The organism is Pseudoalteromonas shioyasakiensis, assembly GCF_022398475.1.
Classification (GTDB): Bacteria; Pseudomonadota; Gammaproteobacteria; order Enterobacterales; family Alteromonadaceae; genus Pseudoalteromonas.
In genome coordinates, this window is record NZ_JAKEVM010000002.1 from 1 (window position 1) to 19,477 (window position 19,477).

At 42.6% G+C, this 19,477-nt stretch carries 15 protein-coding genes and 1 rRNA gene; 9 read left to right on the forward strand and 7 right to left on the reverse strand.

Annotated elements, in window-relative coordinates; translation table 11 throughout:
* The first annotated feature begins 87 nt into the window (after positions 1-87).
* Positions 88-202: ribosomal RNA gene (gene rrf, locus L1D51_RS00775) — 5S ribosomal RNA — on the forward strand.
* Between the two features lie 450 nt (positions 203-652).
* On the opposite strand, the gene L1D51_RS00780 is transcribed toward rrf, so the two are convergent.
* The 5 genes from L1D51_RS00780 to L1D51_RS00800 all read right to left on the reverse strand — a co-directional run bounded on the left by L1D51_RS00780 (position 653) and on the right by L1D51_RS00800 (position 6,178).
* Positions 653-1,354 (reverse strand): hypothetical protein, encoded by a 702-nt coding sequence (locus L1D51_RS00780; RefSeq protein WP_239962112.1) that lies wholly within the window; start codon positions 1,352-1,354, stop codon positions 653-655.
* A 91-nt stretch (positions 1,355-1,445) separates the two neighbouring features.
* Positions 1,446-2,723 (reverse strand): LysM peptidoglycan-binding domain-containing protein, encoded by a 1,278-nt coding sequence (locus L1D51_RS00785; RefSeq protein WP_054563028.1) that lies wholly within the window; start codon positions 2,721-2,723, stop codon positions 1,446-1,448.
* 118 nt (positions 2,724-2,841) lie between these two features.
* Entirely contained in the window at positions 2,842-3,381 is a 540-nt protein-coding gene (locus L1D51_RS00790; protein ID WP_150114707.1) for a hypothetical protein, read from the reverse strand.
* An 85-nt stretch (positions 3,382-3,466) separates the two neighbouring features.
* Positions 3,467-4,771 (reverse strand): sensor histidine kinase, encoded by a 1,305-nt coding sequence (locus L1D51_RS00795; RefSeq protein ID WP_055198484.1) that lies wholly within the window; start codon positions 4,769-4,771, stop codon positions 3,467-3,469.
* A gap of 3 nt (positions 4,772-4,774) precedes the next feature.
* Positions 4,775-6,178 (reverse strand): sigma-54-dependent transcriptional regulator, encoded by a 1,404-nt coding sequence (locus L1D51_RS00800; RefSeq protein WP_239962114.1) that lies wholly within the window; start codon positions 6,176-6,178, stop codon positions 4,775-4,777.
* A 230-nt stretch (positions 6,179-6,408) separates the two neighbouring features.
* Here L1D51_RS00800 and L1D51_RS00805 point away from each other — a divergent pair, with 230 nt between their 5' ends.
* The 4 genes from L1D51_RS00805 (at position 6,409) to L1D51_RS00820 (ending at position 11,507) form a co-directional block, all read left to right on the forward strand.
* A complete protein-coding gene (locus tag L1D51_RS00805; RefSeq protein WP_054552245.1) occupies positions 6,409-7,662 on the forward strand; it encodes an efflux RND transporter periplasmic adaptor subunit in 1,254 nt (417 codons plus the stop codon).
* Between the two features lie 11 nt (positions 7,663-7,673).
* Positions 7,674-8,375 carry an ABC transporter ATP-binding protein gene (locus tag L1D51_RS00810; protein WP_054552246.1) on the forward strand — a complete coding sequence of 234 codons (702 nt, stop codon included), beginning with the start codon at positions 7,674-7,676 and terminating at the stop codon, positions 8,373-8,375.
* A 1-nt stretch (position 8,376) separates the two neighbouring features.
* Positions 8,377-10,773, forward strand: coding sequence for an ABC transporter permease (locus L1D51_RS00815; protein ID WP_239962116.1), 2,397 nt, complete (start codon positions 8,377-8,379; stop codon positions 10,771-10,773).
* A gap of 287 nt (positions 10,774-11,060) precedes the next feature.
* Positions 11,061-11,507, forward strand: coding sequence for an REP-associated tyrosine transposase (locus L1D51_RS00820; RefSeq protein WP_082401671.1), 447 nt, complete (start codon positions 11,061-11,063; stop codon positions 11,505-11,507).
* Between the two features lie 299 nt (positions 11,508-11,806).
* Here the strand turns inward: L1D51_RS00820 and L1D51_RS00825 are convergent, their stop codons facing one another.
* The gene (locus L1D51_RS00825; protein WP_239962118.1) at positions 11,807-12,334 is read right to left on the reverse strand and encodes a sugar O-acetyltransferase; all 528 of its coding nucleotides are present in this window, start codon (positions 12,332-12,334) and stop codon (positions 11,807-11,809) included.
* A gap of 155 nt (positions 12,335-12,489) precedes the next feature.
* Between L1D51_RS00825 and L1D51_RS00830 the strand changes: the two genes are divergently transcribed.
* The 4 genes from L1D51_RS00830 to L1D51_RS00845 all read left to right on the forward strand — a co-directional run bounded on the left by L1D51_RS00830 (position 12,490) and on the right by L1D51_RS00845 (position 18,181).
* Positions 12,490-13,260, forward strand: a complete 771-nt coding sequence (locus L1D51_RS00830) for a DeoR/GlpR family DNA-binding transcription regulator (protein WP_054552250.1) — start codon at positions 12,490-12,492, stop codon at positions 13,258-13,260.
* A gap of 95 nt (positions 13,261-13,355) precedes the next feature.
* Positions 13,356-15,176, forward strand: a complete 1,821-nt coding sequence (glmS, locus tag L1D51_RS00835; RefSeq protein ID WP_054563023.1) for a glutamine--fructose-6-phosphate transaminase (isomerizing) — start codon at positions 13,356-13,358, stop codon at positions 15,174-15,176.
* A 130-nt stretch (positions 15,177-15,306) separates the two neighbouring features.
* On the forward strand, positions 15,307-16,893 hold the full coding sequence (locus L1D51_RS00840; protein ID WP_239962120.1) for an N-acyl-D-amino-acid deacylase family protein: 1,587 nt from the start codon (positions 15,307-15,309) through the stop codon (positions 16,891-16,893).
* A 169-nt stretch (positions 16,894-17,062) separates the two neighbouring features.
* A complete protein-coding gene (locus L1D51_RS00845) occupies positions 17,063-18,181 on the forward strand; it encodes an alpha/beta hydrolase (RefSeq protein ID WP_239962131.1) in 1,119 nt (372 codons plus the stop codon).
* Between the two features lie 19 nt (positions 18,182-18,200).
* Here the strand turns inward: L1D51_RS00845 and L1D51_RS00850 are convergent, their stop codons facing one another.
* Positions 18,201-19,349 (reverse strand): serine hydrolase domain-containing protein, encoded by a 1,149-nt coding sequence (locus L1D51_RS00850; RefSeq protein ID WP_239962133.1) that lies wholly within the window; start codon positions 19,347-19,349, stop codon positions 18,201-18,203.
* Positions 19,350-19,477: the final 128 nt, after the last annotated feature.

Consider the following 19,477-nt stretch of genomic DNA (forward strand, 5'->3'; position numbering starts at 1 on the left):
GCAACGCTTAACGCGAAATCAGTTCACCTTGCGCAAAGGACTCGTAAGCGCTACGCGCTTTGTCGAGAATCCTTTCCACGCCTTTTGCTTGGTGACAATAGCGTTTTGGACCCACCTGACCCCATGCCGAACTCAGTAGTGAAACGAAACAGCGCCGATGATAGTGTAGCAGCTGCTATGTGAAAGTAGGTCATCGCCAGGCTCCAAATAAGAGAAAGCCCGATTCGAAAGAGTCGGGCTTTTTTGCGTCTGGAGCTTTCAGCTTTCAGCTATCAGCTGTCAGCTGTCAGCCATCAGTTGAACTGTGGGGTTGTTTAGTGCAGATACTCCCTCAGCAACAAACCCCGTAGGAGGCACTTCAGTGCCGAATCAGACCATAACAAACACATTCATGGCTAAAGCCATTCCTACGTGATGCGTATCTCAGACGTCAGTTGAGCGGTGGGTTTATTTAGTACTGTGTCACCCTCAGCAAGAATCCGCGTAGGAGGCACTTCAGTGCCGAATCTAGACCAGAACATAAGCATTCATGGCTAAAGCCATTCCTACAAGTACACTTTGCCTAGAGCCTAGAGCCTAGAGCCTAGAACCTAGAACCTAGAACCTAGAACCTCCACCTATCGGCTGAAAGCTGATAGCTGATAGCTCGTTGTCACTCACACTGCTCTATCTCTTTTACATCGCCGCGGCCGTCGCTTAGATAGCATTGTTCTAGCAACGAGCAGTAGCAGATCTCGGTTTTGATATTAAAGCGTTGGTCATTTACCTTGTCCCATTGAGTTTCATTAAATCCCGTTTGCTTGAAACCAAAAAGTTTAAGTTTGCTGCCAGATGCCAGTAACCGGTTATCACTGGCACTCGTCATAATCCAGCCAAATGCTTCGAAAATATTTATGTCGGGAGAATCATCTTGCAGAGTTTGTAGCTGTGTTTCATATGCTTGTGTATCAAAACAGCATGCAGAAATTACTTTATAGATATCTAAATATGATTGGTCGTTATAATGATACTTCACATACTTTACTATCGCAGGTCCTGAACCTGAATTAGAGAGTACAAAGGTGATTTCAGATAGATTTTTTTCTTCATTAAAATTTCCCGTCATCACTTCGAGCCATGGCCAGGTTGCGGCTTTTACTTGTCGTTCTGCGGCGTTGGCTTGCAAGTAAGTGGCATAAAAGGAGGCTGCTGAAATTATAATGGCGCAGAGTGCGAGAAATAGGTTTAGCCGCTCGTTGGTAAACCATGCATTGCGCTGAGTGTTTTGCTGGGTGGTCTTTGTTTGCTCTTCAACGTTAGAGTTTTGCTCTGTTTTAACGGTGGAACAGCTTGCGTCCTGTTGCTGATTATCCATAATTTTTAATTGTTGTTTTTATAGACTAATAAAGATACAACTTTAATTGGATAGATAAAAGAGACAGGGAGTAAAACTCCCTGATTTGGTATTAACTATTTGAGATAAATACGGTGAGCTTTTCACCCACTCTTAAGCTATCTCTTGAAAGGTTATTCCATTGTTTGAGTTTAGTGATACTGACTTTGTATTGCTTTGCAATCTTCCAAAGGCTATCGCCAGATTTCACCTTATACTCGATTTGTTGATCAGCCAATTGCGGTAATATCAGTTTTTGACCAATACGAATGGTGTTTGTTTTTAGGTTATTGAAGGTTTTCAGTTGGCTAACTGTTACTTTATAGTTCTTTGCAATCACACTTAAGCTATCACCGCGTTTAACTGTGTAATGTTGCCACTGGCTATAATCATTGCTCTTTTGATTAGCTAATAGAGTTTGATAACTTGCTTGCTGATCTTTTGGGACCACAATGTGTGGCGCATCAATCACCGCGGGATATCGGATAACGCCATGGTTCAGCTCTTCTAGCTCTTGCCATTTCGCTTTGTCTGCCAAGATCACTGCACCAGTTACTGGTAAGGTCGCAATAGCCTGCTCATTCTTAATCGCAGGGAATATCATTTTTTGGTGTTTTAATAATTGTGCTGCGGCCAGTAACTTAGGCACGTATTGTTTGGTTTGCGATGGTAGCTTTAAACTAAAGAAGTCCGTCGACTTACCTTGTTTTTTATTACGAGCAATCGCCTGTAATACACGCCCTTCACCAATATTGTAAGCAGCAATAGCGTGATACCAATCGCCATCAAAGCGTTTATAAAGGTATTCCATAAAATCCAAAGCTGCGCGGGTGCTGTCGATCACATCTTGGCGACCATCATACCAAGGGGTAATTTTTACTTTAAAGTATTTGGCGATTGAGGGGGTGAGTTGCCATAAACCCGATGCATGTTTGTGCGAATAGGCACTGGCATCAAAATCGCTCTCTATAAGCGGCATTAGAGCGAGTTCTATTGGTAAGTCACGGTTTTCTACTTCTGTGACGATATGATACAAATACGGCGCTGCGCGGCGGCTTATTTCTTCCATGTAATTTGGATGAGTAAGGTACCAAGCAATGCGCTTTTGCACATCTGGGTGACTTGAATCGCTAAACTGCAGTTGAATGCGAATACGCTGCCATACGTCATCAAGTTCACTTGGTTTGAGCGGTGTCACCGCGTCTACTTGTTTTGTTTTAGCTTCTGCAACCACAGTGCCTGGATTGGCTTTGATGATGGGCTTCTTTTCGGGAAGTGACTCAGGGGCAGTCTGACAGCCTGTTACAATAAAAGAAACAACAACAAGGCCTAAAAATCGATTTAAAAACACGTATTAAAATACTCCGTTAACTTAGGTGCGGGTAAACTAAAGCGCCTAAGCTTAACATAGGGTGAGCTAAAAATGACCATTAGATTAACAGCTCGCTAACTTACTCACCCAATTGAAATTAAAACGAAATACTAACTTGTAACCCAGCATAACCATGGTTTTGTGCTTCCCAATAGCGGCTGTCTATTTCTCGGGCCCTGGCATAGATCTCTATTCTGAATGGCTTTGAGTCAACGCCCATGCCCACACCAACATAGCCATCAATATTATTGTGATCGTCATCATAGCGGTCGCTGTAGTCGTGGTCATCTCGGTCGTCGTATACAGCAAGCTCAATTAAATCTAAGCCCACTTCGCCATAGAAAAAAAAGTCACTGAAATAACCAAATTTGATGCCGCTATCTAAGGTGAGAAATGTCTCCCGATCACCTTTTTTAGTAAATACTTCTGCTGAGCCTAGTGCCGTTGTAAATGCTGCGCCGAAATTGCTGTAGTTATTTATAGCCATGACTTCGATGCCGGCTGAGGTGATTGAATCAGTACTATTATGCTCTGATTTAACAAACAGGTTCATATTAGGGCTGTCATAAATACCAGCAAAGCTTGTAGCAGGAATGAAGGCAAGTGATGAAAAGAGTGCTAAGGCGAGGTATCGCATATTGGTTAGTCCATTAAACGTTAATGGGTACATGATACCAAACAGCGCCTTAGCAAATTGTAAGTAAGTGTGCTAACTATGTAAGCTAACCGAACACGCAGCGAAAGCAGGCTCCTTGCTGGCGTTTGATATAAACCAGATCGCCGCCATGATTGAGCATGATCTGGCGCGATAAACTTAAGCCTATTCCTGAACCTTGTTGCTTGGTAGTAAAAAATGGCACAAAAATCATCTCAATCACATGATCGCTGATACCTGTACCATTGTCACTGACCTCTAAATACAGTTGCTGATTAGCATTTTGTGCAATGCTTACCTCAATGTACTTTGCTGACTCTGGATTGTTTAGCTGCTTAAGGACATCAATGGCATTGGTAAGCAGGTTTATTATTACTTGTTCAACTTGGCCTCTATCTATCATTACTAACTGTTGGCTTTGCACCGACAAATTCAACGTAATATTAAGCTGCTTAGCTTGTTGAGAGTGCAGAGCGACAACTTGCTTGGCAAGATCTGCCAGAATATGTGGCTGTAAGTGTGGGGCGGGTAAGCTACTAACCTTTTTAAATTGCGCTATAAATTCCCCTAAATGCTCGGTTCGTGATGCGAGTGTTGTTAGGGCGAGTTGCAAGTCTTGTTTATCTTCCTGATCATCAAAACTAAGCTCAGTTGGCAGCAGTGCCGTACAAGTTTGTGCTAAAGAAGAAAGTGGCGTAATCGAATTAGCAATTTCATGGGTTAGTACTTTGGTAAGGCGCTTATAAGCTTGTTGCTCTTTTAATTGCAGCTGATCATGAATCGATTGCAAACTGATCACTTTACGAACTTTACCTTGTATTTCGGCAATACTGATCTGCACAGATAGCGTATCGTGCTGCTCACCATTTTGCCATGGCACGGTATTACGGCTATTTTGCTTTGCGTCTTGGACTAGGTTGGCTATTACACCTAAATCATCGATGTGCTTTACAGCTTGTCCAAGTAAACGGCTGACCGCCGGATTGCTTTCAATAATAGTGCCTTGTTCATCACACACTAATACCGCTAAATCGATATGAATTAATAGCGCTTGTAAGAACTGGGCTTGTTGCTCTGCATTAAAACGCGCAGCCTGAATTTGCTGTTTAACCTGCTCAAATTGCTGTTGCATTGGGTGTTGGTCGCCAAAGCCTAATGTGCTGTCTCCATTTGCTAAAGCGCGAAACACCATATCTGCACGCCTTGTTTGGCGTTTAAATAAATTAAAAATTTGCGCGGCACATACCAAATTTAAAATAACTAAAAGTGCCGAAATTGCAGAAAACCCGCTTTGCTCTACTTGCCAAAACAAAGCAATTGATAAACCAATTAGCGCAGCTAATAGGCAGGCTAAGCTAATAAAATTTCGCATCGATTACAGTCCGTATTTTTCTAAACGACGATACATGGCTCCGCGTGTTAGGCCGAGGGCTTTAGCTGCATGACTCACATTCCCTTGAAAATGCTTTAAAGCTGCACGAACGGTTCTCTGCTCGATGATGTCGAGATCAAAAGTGTCGTAGTCAGTGGCGCTTGAAGAGAGCTCACTTGTACTAACAGCAGCACTTGGTGAGCTTATCACTGAGCTTATATCGAGCTCTGAGCCTTCAGAGAGAATGACTGCTCGCTCAATTGCATGGGCAAGTTCACGGACATTGCCTGGCCAATGATACTGGCTTAAACGTGTCATATCAGATGCCGCAATCGAGAGCTCACGTTTGTATTTATGTGCAAAGTGCTGCAAGTAGTAGTTACACAGTAATGGAATGTCTTCACTGCGCTCGCGCAGAGCTGGCAAACGGATCTCTACGGTATTAACACGGTACAGTAAGTCTTGCCTAAACTTGCCTTCAGAAACTGCTTGTTCGAGGTTTTCATTGGTTGCACAGATCAAGCGAATATCAATATCGATGACTTTAGAGCCACCAACCGGTGTTATTTGTCTGTTTTGTAGTGCTGCGAGCAGCTTAACTTGTTGGTTAAGCGGTAAATTACCTAGCTCATCTAAAAATAAACTACCACCATGGGCCAGCTCAAATCGGCCAATGCGATCTTCTTTCGCGCCAGTAAACGCGCCTTTTTTATGGCCAAATAGTTCGCTTTCAAACAGGCTTTCGGCTAGTGAGCCCATGTCTAGGCTTATGAAGGGTTGGCTTTGGCGCTGGCTTGCATTGTGGATTGCATGGGCAGTGAGTTCTTTACCTGTGCCACTTTCGCCACTAATCAATATGTTGGCATCTGTGTTGGCTGCTTTGTCGATAACCGAAAAAACCTGCTGCATGGCATAACTTTGGCCTAAAAACTCAAATGGTTGATTGCCGATTGACTGCTGCAAGGCCTGCTTTTGTTTTGTGAGCTTACCAACTTGCTGTTTGTCTTTAGCGTGTGAAAATGCCGCCGCTACAGCACCGAGTAATTGCTCATTTTGCCAAGGCTTGGCAATAAAGTCAGAGGCACCAGCTTTAATTGCTTCGACAGCTAGCTGAATATCGCTGTAGGCCGTCATAAGCAGTACCGCAATGTTAGCGTCTTGGCTCATGATCTTTTTTAGCCAGTAGAATCCTTCTTTGCCACTAATTGAGTCTTGCGTGAAGTTCATATCGAGTAACACAACATCTATAGCCTGATCTGCCTCATGCTGTGCGTTAATGATACCTTCGATATCAAAGGGGTTATCTGTGGTTTTTACAACCTGATAATGCTGCTTTAAAAGTAATCGTGCAGCGATAAGTACGTCGGGGTTATCATCGACGATAAGAATTGATCCTGCTTGTTTCATAGCTATTTATTATTATTCCTTTATGGGAACACTAAGACTAATTGAAAATAGTAAGAGTGTCCATTTATGGACGATATATGGGCTGTGAAGTGTTCTATAAGCGGACACTTGATTATATGCATCTTTATTGGCTTTTATGTAAGTTGTTGTAATTTAATAAAAATAAAAGTTGGCACAAGAGTTGTTTTATCTATAGGTAATTAGCACCTAGATAACTTAAAGGCGTCAACATGGATAAGAAAATTACACGCTCAAATAACAAAGCATTTTTTAAGAAATCAGTCATTGCAGCGGCATGCTTAGCTGTTGCGGCTGCAGCTTATGGTTTCACACAAACTGAGCAAACAGGTCGTAGCCAGCAAGTAACTGCTACAAGCTTAACGATTAGCACAGTACAACAAGGTGAATTTGTTGATGCTTTAAGTCTTCGTGGTCAGGTTATGCCTCGCACTACAATTTACCTCGACACCATTGCCGGAGGCCAAGTCGAAGAGCGACTTGTTGAGCAAGGTGAGTTTGTTAAAAAAGGTCAACCACTTGTGCGTTTAAGCAATACCAATTTGCAGCTTGATGTAATGAGCCGTGAAGCACAAGTGACTGAGCAACTTAACTTTTTACGCAACACGCAAATGAATATGGAAACCAGCCGTTTAAACTTACGCCGAGATTTGCTTGAAATCGATCTTAAAATCACACATTTATCGCGTCGCTTAAAACAAACTCAGCCGCTAGTTAAAACGGGTGTGTTAGCACAAGAACAATTATCTGAAATTCAAGAAGACTTAGCGTATTACAAAGCGCGTAAAGAACTAACCCTTGAGCGTCAAAAGCAAGAAAACAGCATTCGTGAAGTTCAGGTAGCTCAGTTAAAAGACAGTGCCGACATGCTAGAGAAAAACCTACAGTTTGCGCGTAAGAACCTTGAAAACTTACTCGTAACAGCACCTGCCGATGGTTATTTAAGTGAACTTGATGTTGAAATTGGTGAATCAAAAGGCCGTGGTGCTCGCCTAGGGCAGATTGATATTCCTAATGAATACAAGCTAGTTGTGAGACTAGACGAGTTTTACCTGAGCCAAGTTCAAACAGGTATGCAAGTGCTTATTGAACACGAGCAAGGCGAAATTGCGGCAACAGTTAGCAAAATTGATAGCCGTGTTCAGCAATCACAGTTTCAGGTTGAAGTCGATTTACCTAATGGCACGAGCAACATAAAGCGTGGGCAAAGCCTAGATGTACAGCTGATGCTAGGTGATAGCAAAGGCACTGCTTTATTACTTGAACGCGGCGCATTTTTTACCAGCTCAGGGGGTAACTGGGTTTATGTCATGGAAAAAGATGGCAATCGTGCAGTACGAAAAGACATTCGTCTTGGCAAAAAGAATCAAAACTATTATGAAGTGTTAAGTGGCCTAAGCGCCGGAGATCGCGTGATCACCTCTAGCTACAGCAACTTTGATAAAGCACAACAACTACAATTTTAAGGATAAAAACAATGATTAAATTAACTAACTTATCACGCGTGTTCCGTACTCAAGATGTTGAAACAACAGCGCTTAATAACATTAACTTACATGTAAACGAAGGCGAGTTTCTTGCCATTATGGGGCCATCTGGCTGTGGTAAATCAACATTACTCTCTATTTTAGGTATGTTGGATTCGCCATCGGCAGGCAGTTTTGAATTTTTAGGTGAAGACATCGCAGGGTTTGGTGAAAAGCAATTAGCGGCACTTAGAAAAGCGTCGATTGGTTTTGTTTTCCAAAGCTTTAACTTAATTGATGAATTAACAGTATTTGAAAACGTTGAGCTGCCATTACAGTATCAAAATATCTCAAAAAGTGAACGTAAACAGCGAGTAGAAGAAATTTTAAAACGTGTTGCAATCGACCATAGAGCAGATCACTTACCACAGCAGCTATCGGGTGGTCAGCAGCAACGTGTAGCAGTAGCCAGAGCTCTGGTGATTAATCCAAAACTAATCTTAGCGGATGAGCCTACGGGTAACCTTGATTCAAAAAATGGTGATGAAGTCATGGCGATGCTACGTGAGCTAAATCGTGAAGGTACCACGGTAATTGTGGTTACTCACTCAGAAAAAGAAGGCAATTATGCTGACCGTTTAGTGCGCTTACTTGATGGCCAAGTGATGGTAGATAAAGCTAACCGTGTTCAACAAACAGCAGAGGTGGCATAACATGATTTTAAGTTATCTGATCACCGCGCTGCGTGCGTTTAAAAACCAAAAACAGCACTTTATTTTAAATGTTCTGGGTTTAAGTGTGGGCTTAGCTGCGGCAATTCTAGTTGCTTTGTTTGCAAAAAATGAGCTTTCGTACGATAGCCAACAGCCACATGCTGAGCGTGTTTATCGCGTTGGACAAGACTTCTCAAAACTTGGTTTAGCTGTGGTGCCTATTTTTAATTATGTGCAGTCAAAGCAGGCCGAAGATTACAGCCAAGTTGAAGAAGTGTTCGGATTAACTATGGTCGAGTTGACTCGTGAAGCCATGGTTGATGTGAGTTACCGCAACCAAGGCTATAAGTTAAATGCCTTATATGGTGCTACAGCAAATATTGAAAACTTTATTGCTATGAAGACGATTGCGGGTGACTTAACAACAGCAATGAGTACACCAGACAGCCTAGCTTTAAGTGAATCAGAAGCACTGCGCATTTTTGGTCGCACCGATGTGATTGGTGAAACACTTACGCATGAACAAGGACAGTACACAGTGCGTGCCGTGTTTGCAGACTTAACAGACAACACTCACTTTGCCTTTAAAAACCTTGTTTATGTTAAGCATGATCCAAGCGAAATAGATATCAACAGTAGTTATGTTTATATGCGTGTAGCAGAGGGCACCGATACAGATGCATTAGCTAAAACCTTAACAGAACGCTTTTTTAGCGGTTCTATGTTGGAGCAAGTTAGTTTAGAGCTGCATCCATTACTTGATTTGCACTTAACGGCTAAATCACCGTTTGAGATGAAAGCGGGTGGTGCTAAACAAGTGGTGATGATCTGTGTTGGTTTAAGTGTGTTACTGATTCTTATTGCAGGTTTTAACTTTATCAATATGACCGTCGCTCAATCGACTAAACGTGCAAAAGAAGTGGGTGTGCGTAAAGCGCTTGGCGCAAGTAAAGGCCAGTTAGTAACGCAGTTTTTATCTGAATCTGTATTGGTATCAATGCTTTCAATGGTGATTGCATGTGCTTTAGTGGAACTATTTTTACCAAACTTTAACCAACTAGTAGACCGCGAATTGGTCGTGAATTATGCCTCTGAATTTGGCATTGCAATTATTGTGGTCGCAATTGCTGTGGGTATATTAGCTGGGCTTTATCCTGCATTCTTTATTTCGTCATTCAGTGCAAAACGCGTTTTAAGTGGAGACTTACAGCGTGGTAATACAGCAATATGGGTTCGTAAGAGCTTACTAACCTTACAGGCTTCACTAGCAATAGGTTTAATCATTGCCTCTATTACTTTGTTAAAGCAATTAACTTACTTACAAAGCTTACCTTTAGGCTATGAAACAACACAAAGATTGGTTATTTCAGAGCTACCTGTAGGCGAAGTATTCACAAAAGAAAAAAATGCCTTAGTTAACCGTATTAGTGCAATTCAAGGCGTACAGCAAACAACAGTTATTGATACCCGTTTAACTGTTTCAATCAATAATACACTTATGCCAACGTGGCCAAATGGTGAAGCATCTGGCAGCTTAACGCCTGTTGTAGGTGCAAGCTACGATGTTGTAAAAACGCTAGGGTTAAAACTGGTTGCTGGTCGTGACTTTAGCCGTGAATTTGCTGGTGATTGGGCAAGCCGTGAAAATGGAGTAACAAGTACGGGCACCATCGTGACTGAGTCTGTCGCAAGGCAAGCGGGTTACACTAACATGAGTGACATTATTGGTAAGGTAATTAAAGACTCAGGTCGCGGCGTAGATATGCGTGTTGTGGGTGTGGTTGAGGATGTAAAGGTAGGTAATGCTAAAGATGCCAACTCTAATATCATGTTCTTGTGTGGTTTTAACTTTTTATCACCTGTATCAGAATTAATTTTAACGATTGATCAGCAAAACTTGCCTTACATTAAAGCTCAGATCGCTGAAGTATTAGCAAGCTCAGCCAATATCTATGAGCCAAAAATTAACTTACTCGCAGACAACTACAAAACTCTGTTAAAAGGTGATGAGCGAATTTCGAATGTAGTTTTAATCTTTACTGGTCTTGCTGTGTTCTTAACTTGTTTAGGTACCTTTGGTTTGGCTTCGTTTGCAACAGTGCGTCGTCAAAAAGAAGTGGCCGTTCGAAAAGTGCTAGGTGCATCACGCATCAGTATCGTAAATATCATTGCTAAAGAGTTCTTAGTGCTGGTGGGCGTGAGTATTGCTATTGCGTATCCAGTGACTTACTTGTTAGTTGGTGATTGGTTAGCAAACTTTAATGACCGCATTGAACAAGCTGTATGGGTGTATTTAGTTGCCGCCGTCGCGGTGGCCGCCATTACTTGGGTTACCGTTGCAAGCTTAGCCTTTAAGGCCGCAAGCACCAGACCATCACTTATCTTACGATATGAATAACAGTTAACTAACTCCCAACTATAAGCCCAGCAATACAGCTGGGCTTTTTTTACTCGCTAAATACCTGTTTGGAGTGTTATTGCCATACATGGCGATCTTCGGCAAGGAGTGCTTTAGCGCGTTAGTATGTATTTTTTGTCGCCATAAATGACGACCTACGGTAGGACGTGCTTTAGCGCGTTAGTGTGTATTCTTTGCCACCATAAATGACAATCTACGTAGGACGTGCTTTAGTGCGTTAATCTACTATATTTAATGTTCTACAATTTTATGAAAAAGGATTTTTCATGAGCTGGAGCCATTTAAAGAAAGGACGAGTTTCAATTCAATCAGGTGAATATTTCATAACGTTCAACTGCCATAACAGAAAAGCACTGTTCAGTGATCATAACTTAGCAAAAGTATTTTGTAGGTGTATTGAAATAAATGAATTAATACATCAATGTTGTTGGTTAACTTGGGTTCTTATGCCCGATCATTTTCATGGTTTATTAAGGCTTAGTGATAGTAGCTTGGGTAAAACAGTTGGTCATCTAAAAGGTCTTTCTGCAAGAGAGATAAATAAGAGACGTAGTTTTTCGCAAACAGTGTGGCAACCTGCTTACTATGATCATGCACTACGTAAAGATGAAAGTAGAATAGCAGTAGCCAGATACATAGCAGCAAATCCTTTACGAAAAAAGCTAGTTGATAATTTAGGTAGTTATCCATATTGGAATTCTGTTTTTTTGTGATTGGTTGTCGCCATAAATGACGACCTACGGTAAGACGTGCTATAGCGCGTAAGCATGTATTCTTTGTGTCGCCATAAATGACGACCTACGGTAAGACGTGCTATAGCGCGTAAGCATGTATTCTTTGTCACCATAAATGACGACCTACGGTAAGACGTGCTATAGCGCGTAAGCATGTATTCTTTGTGTCGCCATAAATGACGATCTACGTAGGACGTGCTTTAGCGCGTTAGTATGTATTCTTTGTCGCCATAAATGACAACCTACGGTAGGACGTGCTTTAGCGCGTAAATATAGGCTTAAAGGTCTTTGACCTTCACCGCAGGGTTACCCGCTACTAAAGTATTTGCCGCGACATCTTTGGTAACTATTGCCCCTGCGCCAATCACTGAATTATCAGCAACTATAATACCCGCAAGTATAATCGCGCCTGCACCAATCCATACATTGTTGCCAATGCTAATCGGTGCTGCAAAGTTAGCTTTTGCTAAACGCTCGGTTGGGTTTACTGCATGAGATACCGCGAGTATTTGTACATTAGGGCCTATTAAGCAGTCATCACCTATCGTAATTTGCACATCAGATAACGGCGCATCGAGCACAGTACAGTTAATATTTATGAAGGTTCGATCACCTATTTTAATACCACTACCGTAATCACAATGAAAACCCGCTTCTATAACAACCTGCTCGCCACAGTGAGCAAACATGCCTCTTAGACGTTTTAAATTGCCTTTACTTGGGCTTTTGGCAAATAAACGGCAAATTTCATGGGTATTTTTTCGTTGTTCGAGTAAGGACTTATCGAGGCTATTAAACTCTTTCATGGGGCATGTTCATGGTTATATTTGCCAATAGCTTAGCGTGTTGGTGATGAAGATCAAAATTAAAGCTGTGTAGGTTAATGATCATTCACTTGCCATTTATATTGTTTCGTTTAAAATCTCAAAACTTTCGAAACGAAACTTATGTGGTTCACTTTATGACAAAACGAAACACTCAACAACGTCGCCATACAATCTTAAGCCAAGTGAATGAACTTGGTGAAGTTGCTGTTGAAGCGTTAGCAGAGCAGTTTCAAACATCTGAAGTGACGATACGTAAAGATCTGACAGCCCTTGAAAAAAGTGGCTTGTTGCTACGCCGTTACGGTGGTGCCATTGCACTGCCACAAGAAATCGTTGCAAATAGCAACGAGAAAAGCGACTCGCTTCGCAAAATGGCAATCGCACAGGCGGCTGCAAAGCTTATTAAAGATCATAACCGCATCATCATTGATAGCGGTCGCACTACAGCGGCGATGATCCCTGAGCTTGCTAGTAAACGCGGTTTAGTGGTGATGACAAATGCTATTAATGTCGCTAACCGACTGCTTTCATTAGAAAATGAACCAACACTTTTGATGACCGGGGGAACTTGGGATCCACATTCAGAATCGTTTCAGGGCCAAGTTGCAGAGAATGTTCTACGCTCTTACGACTTTGACCAACTCTTTATTGGTGCCGATGGCATTGATATTGATAGAGGTACTACAACCTTCAATGAATTAGTGGGGCTTAGCCAAGTGATGGCTGAAGCAGCCCGTGAGGTAGTGGTGCTGGTAGAGTCAGAAAAAATTGGCCGAAGAATACCGAATTTAGAACTGCCTTGGCAGCGTGTTACCACCGTTATCACAGACAACAACCTAAGCGCCGACAAGCGCGAGGCGATAACAGCATGTGGTGTACAGCTGATCTGTGCAGAAATTGAATAACCCGTAATAAGACCGACAACACCTTATTACGCATCGTTTATGACAACACATCTCGCCCAAAGTAAAACACTTTGGCATGTGCAAAAGGAGAGATTATGTGTGGAATCGTAGGGGCTGTTGCAGAACGCCCAGTAAATAAAATTCTTGTTGAAGGCCTTAAGCGCCTTGAATACCGTGGCTATGACTCGGCAGGTGTGGCTTTACTTAAAGGTACTGAGCTTAACACTGTAAAAGCAGTAGGTAAGGTTGCTAACCTTGAAGCGGCACTGAATGAAGCCGCTGTTAAAGGCACTACCGGTATCGCACATACGCGCTGGGCAACTCATGGTGGTGTAACTGAAGCGAATGCTCACCCACATATTTCGAATAGCGAAATTGCTCTTGTTCATAACGGTATTATCGAAAATCATGCCAGCCTACGCGATGCGCTTAAAGGCGACGGTTATGAGTTTTTATCAGAAACAGACACTGAAGTTATGGTGCACCTTATTCACCAACTTCGCCAACAACACGATACGCTTTTAGCTGCAGTACAGGCTGCTGTGAAGCAGTTTGAAGGTGCATTTGGTACGGTTGTTTTTGATAAAGCGAACGACAACGAAATCATCGTAGCGCGCTCAGGTAGCCCACTGGTGATTGGTTTAGGTCTTGGCGAAAACTTTATTGCCTCTGACCAACTTGCTCTATTACCTGTTACTCGTAGCTTTATTTACCTTGAAGAAGGTGATGTTGCTCGTATTACCCGTGACAGTGTTGAAATTTTTGATGCAAATGGTGATGCAGTTGAGCGCGAAGTGATTGAATCAAACATTACGCAAGATGCATCAGGTAAAGGCGAATATCGTCACTACATGCTGAAAGAAATTTACGAGCAGCCGCTTGCTGTACGTAACACCCTTGATGGCCGTTTAGTTAATGACACTGTAGCGATCGATGCCTTTGGCGAAAGTGCTCAGCAAATCTTTAAAGACGTAAAACACGTGCAAATTATTGCCTGTGGTACTTCATACCATTCAGGTATGGTTGCTCGTTACTGGCTTGAACAGTTCGCAGGCGTGAGTTGTAACGTCGAGATTGCTTCTGAGTTCCGTTACCGCGAATCATTTGTACATGAAAATAGCTTACTTGTGACCATTTCACAGTCTGGTGAAACAGCCGATACGCTTGCTGCACTTCGTCTTGCAAAACAGCAAGGTTACATGGCGTCAATGACCATTTGTAACGTGCCGGGTTCATCATTAGTACGTGAATCTGATTTAGCCTTTATGACTAAAGCAGGTGCTGAAATTGGTGTTGCATCAACTAAAGCCTTCACCACACAACTTGTTGGCTTATTAATGCTAACAGCATCTATTGCCCAAGAAAAAGGCCTAGAGCAAGGTGCGATTGTAAATGCAATTAAAACACTTCCTAACAAGTTAGAAGAAGCATTACTTCTTGCTGAAGGGATTGAAGATTTAGCTGAAGAATTTGCTGATAAGCACCACTCACTATTCTTGGGTCGTGGCTCACAGTACCCAATCGCGATGGAAGGTGCGCTTAAGCTGAAAGAAATTTCGTACATTCACGCAGAAGCATATGCAGCGGGTGAGCTTAAGCATGGCCCTCTTGCGTTGATTGATGCCGACATGCCAATCATTGTTGTGGCACCAAACAACGAACTACTTGAAAAGCTTAAATCAAATGTAGAAGAAGTACGTGCCCGTGGCGGTATTATCTATGTATTCGCAGACAAAGACTCAGCGTTTGAATCTGACGAAACAATGCGTGTAATCAACGTAAACCATGTGGATGACGTGATTGCTCCAGTTGTATATACAATCCCGCTACAGCTGCTTTCATACTATGTTGCGGTTATTAAAGGCACCGACGTAGACCAACCTCGAAACCTAGCAAAATCAGTGACGGTTGAGTAAGTTAAAGCATCAAGAGCCGGCTAATTAGCCGGCTTTTTTGTGTCTATAATTTGCTTAATTAGTGTTCACTGATGCAATTTGTATTGCAATTGATTAGGATGGTTAAACACTCTGGCTAAGGATAATAACAATGAAAAAGCGCAGTGTTTTAACCTCTATAGGATTGACCGTATTAGTACTCAGCTCGGGGATTGCTTATGGACAATCTTTTGATCTCATCATCAAAAACGCGATGTTGCTCGATGGTCGTGGTGGCAAAGCGGTTCGCGCAGATGTTGGTATTGAAAGCGGCAAGATCACTAAAATTGGTGATATGGCGGCTGACAAAGCTCAACAAGTTATAGATGCCAATGGCAAGGTTGTAGCGCCGGGCTTTATCGATTTACATTCCCATGCTGAGCGTTCAATTGCAGAGCTGCCTCGGCTCGATAACTTAGTGCAGCAGGGTATCACCACTATTTTGGGCGGTAACTGTGGTTTTTCTCCTGTCGACTTTAAGCAATTTTTTGCGCAAACCGAGCGTTCACCTCTAGGGCCAAATTTAGCCTTATTAATTGGCCATAATGATGTTCGTAAAGCTGTTATGGGTGAAGAGCAACGACTTGCCACTGCTGATGAGTTAAAAGCAATGCAAGCACTGGTAGATAAAGCGATGCAACAGGGGGCGTTTGGTTTATCGACTGGGCTAAAATATGTTCCTGGTGTGTACTCAAACTTTGCTGAGGTAAAGGTGCTTGCCGAAACCGCTCATGCTCAGCATGGATTTTTTGCCTCTCATATGCGGGACGAAGGCGCAGAGATTGTCACGGCGATGAATGAAGTGCTCGATATTGCAAAAGAGACCGGTATTCCTGTGCATATCTCTCATCATAAGCTGATTGGTCATCCAAATTGGGGTGAGAGTAAGCACACTATTCAGATGATTCGCGATGCTCGCAAAGTGGGTTTCGATGTCACCCTCGATCAGTATCCTTACACGGCTTCTTCTACGCGATTTGCTATATTATTTCCTGCATGGTCATTGGCTGGTGGCCAAGCTGAAGTTGAAAAGCGTCTACAAGATCCAGAGTTAAGGCAAAAAATAAAACAAGGCTTGATCAAAAATATCCGTGAAGACAGAGGCGGTGGTGACCCCGCAAGGCTGCAAATAGCGCATTATACGGCAAACCCTGCATGGGATGGACTAACCTTTGCTGAAGTATTAAAACGTGAAGGGCGAGCGCAAAGTATTGATGAAGCAGCTGAACTTGCTATGGAAATTCAAGCAAATGGCGGTGCTCAGGGGATCTTCCACGCTATTAATGAAGATGATGTTAAGTACATCATGGCTTACCCAATTACTGCAATCGCCACCGATGCGGGTGGTTCAGAACTTGGTAAAGGCAACCCACATCCACGTGGGTACGGCACCTTCCCCAGAGTACTAGGTCATTATGTGCGTGAACAAGGAGTGATTTCGTTACCTGATGCAATACGTAAAATGACCAGTTTACCCGCAGCAAGAATGGGCCTAATTGACCGAGGAGTGATAGCACAAGGCTATGCTGCTGATATTGTTATACTCGACCCTGCGGCGGTTGCTGATAAATCAACGTTTAGCGCACCACATCAGTACGCAGAAGGAATTCAATACGTCATTATTAATGGCCAAGTCATTAAATCACCGGATGGCATGACGGGTAAAAGCGCTGGGCAAATATTGCGCCATACGCTTTAGCTAAAAGAATGACTTATATGTACTTTTATACGAAAATGTACATAAGTTATCTTTGTTTGTACCTGCAATTCTGTTAGCTTAAAAAATTACCAATTTTTCTTAAGGATAAGTCGTGCGACTATTTAAGTTACTCTGTATTAGTGGTTTTTTACTCTGTACTAGTCATGTAATGGCTCAACCAGCTGCAGATGATGCGGTTCCACATTACAGCCAACATACGCATACTATCGAATCAAGTAATCTTAGTGAGCAACGCACTGTCGTTGTGCAATTACCAAAAAGCTATCAAACACATCCAAACAAAAGGTATCCCGTTATTTACCGTTTAGATGGGGTCGGTAATTTACCATTGATTAATGCTGTGCTTGAGCGCTTACAACAAAATGATCAAGCGCCAGAGGTGATTGTAGTTGCGATTGAAAGCACTAATCGACTTAGAGATTTTTATCCTACAGTGAACAAAGAACCACAAGGGCCTGTTGGCGAAGGCGGTGGTGCAGCAAAGTTTTTAGCTTTCGTAGAGCAAGAACTGATGCCTTTGGTTAATAAACAGTATCGTACTCATGATTATAGAGTTATCGCAGGAGCCTCAGCTGCGGGTGTATTTGCTCTTCACTCAATGCAGGCTAATCCTGAGTTATTTCAAGCGCATATTGCTTATAGCCCTGCGGTATGGTGGAACTATGGCGCCCCTGCTAAGAGTCTAAATACCTTTGTTACTAAAGCCAAAAGTATTAACAGCTATGTATATATGAATATCGGCGAAGAAGCCGGCATTATGCGCGAAAGATACGATGATATGCAGCAAACGATGCAAAATAGTAAAGTGCAAAATCTGCGCTTTAAGAGCGACGCCTTTGCAGGCGTTTCGCATAACCTAACCTCAGTTGCTGGGGCATTTAATGCGTACCATGGCTTATTTTTATCTAAACATATGCCTTTGAGTGCACTAGGCGATGATGTTTCATCAATTGATGTTTATTATCAACGTTTATCTCAGCAATGGGGCGAGCAAATAGCGCCACCAGACCGCGCTGTTCGGATGCTGGGTTACAGCTTAACAGATAACCAGCAATTTGAGCGGGCTATTGAGGTGTTTAAGTACAATATCAAAAACTACCAAAAATCAGCGTATGCACTGTCAGCTTTGTCATATGGCTATGAAATGCAAGGTAATACTCGCCAAGCATTAGTTCAAATCGAGGCTGCAATCGCTGTTGCAGATGACTCGTATCCCTACCCAGATTACTTAAAAGAGACAAAAACGAGGTTACAAGGGCAGCTATAATTAAGCTGCATTAAACAAATCAATGGTCTTGGTGATAATAGCTTAGGGTTTGTAGGGCAAGCGCAAATACATCTGCGCTGTTATCACCATTAACGTTTTTAACCACAGTCACCGCGCGTTGATGTTCAACACACATAATGGTCATAGTAATGCCACCCATACTACCGCCAGAGTGCATTACCGCGTGTGGCATGTCGGCCATCAATGCTTGTAGTTCAGTATCATGTTGGTATTTTTCTCTTTGCTGATAGTTTTTGAAACCTGTCATCCAACCAATACCAAAATTGACCTGTTCACCATTATTGAGAGTGGCTGGGGTAAACATTTCATCCACGGTGGTTGCTTTTAGATAATTGCCCTGGGTGTGAGCTACTGCAAACTTGACGATATCACTTGGCGTTGCAATAAATCCACCGCCTGCCCATTTATAGCTATGATCGGTTTGCGGTGAGTTAATTAAACGGCCCTGATCAATGCTATAAGGTCTTGCACGATGTGGGATCAGGGTAAACTGCTCATCAAAATATGTGTCGTTTAACTTGAGTGGCGCGAAGACTTCTTGTTCGATAATTTGTCGAAAGTTGCGTTTCGGATCAGCGCCTTCCATCGCAGCGCTAACTAATGTCCAAGCGAATGTTGAATACTGCTGTTTGGTGCCCGGCTCAAACAGTAGGGGATCATCTTTAAACATGGCTAAAGCGCTATCAATATCGCCATACCATTTGTTGAGTAAAAACTCATTGGCGCCTTTTTTGTAATGGCGGATCCCTGCGGTATGTGACGCGAGCTGGCGCAGTGTTAAAGCTGCGTGTTTCTCTGGCCAGTTAGTTACATAGTCGGTTACAGGTTTGTCTAAGTTAATCAATCCCTTGTCGTAAAGGCGCATCATAGCAGCTGTAGCAATAAGTTTAGAAACACTGCCAATGCGAACCTTATGCTCGGGACTCATTAAAACTTGGTTTTCGATATCGGCAAAACCATAACCCTTTGCCGCGATTATTCCTGATTTATCGGCTACCGCGACAGTAATGCCCGGCACCGTTTTCGCACTTACCGCCGATTGAAAGGCGGCATCAATCGCTTGTGGTAGTTCAGCTGCGCTAGTGACATGGGCAGCAATCAACAGTGGTAAGCTGATGAGTGAGCGAGCTATACGGTGTTTGAGCATGGCGGCATCCTTTTTGAGTAACCTTGCAGTCACTCTTGTTATTATTTTTAAGGCATTTTTAGATTGCTCAAATTTTCTCTAGATGACAACCCATAGTCGCTTAATTGCACATTTTTCACGTTGTGATG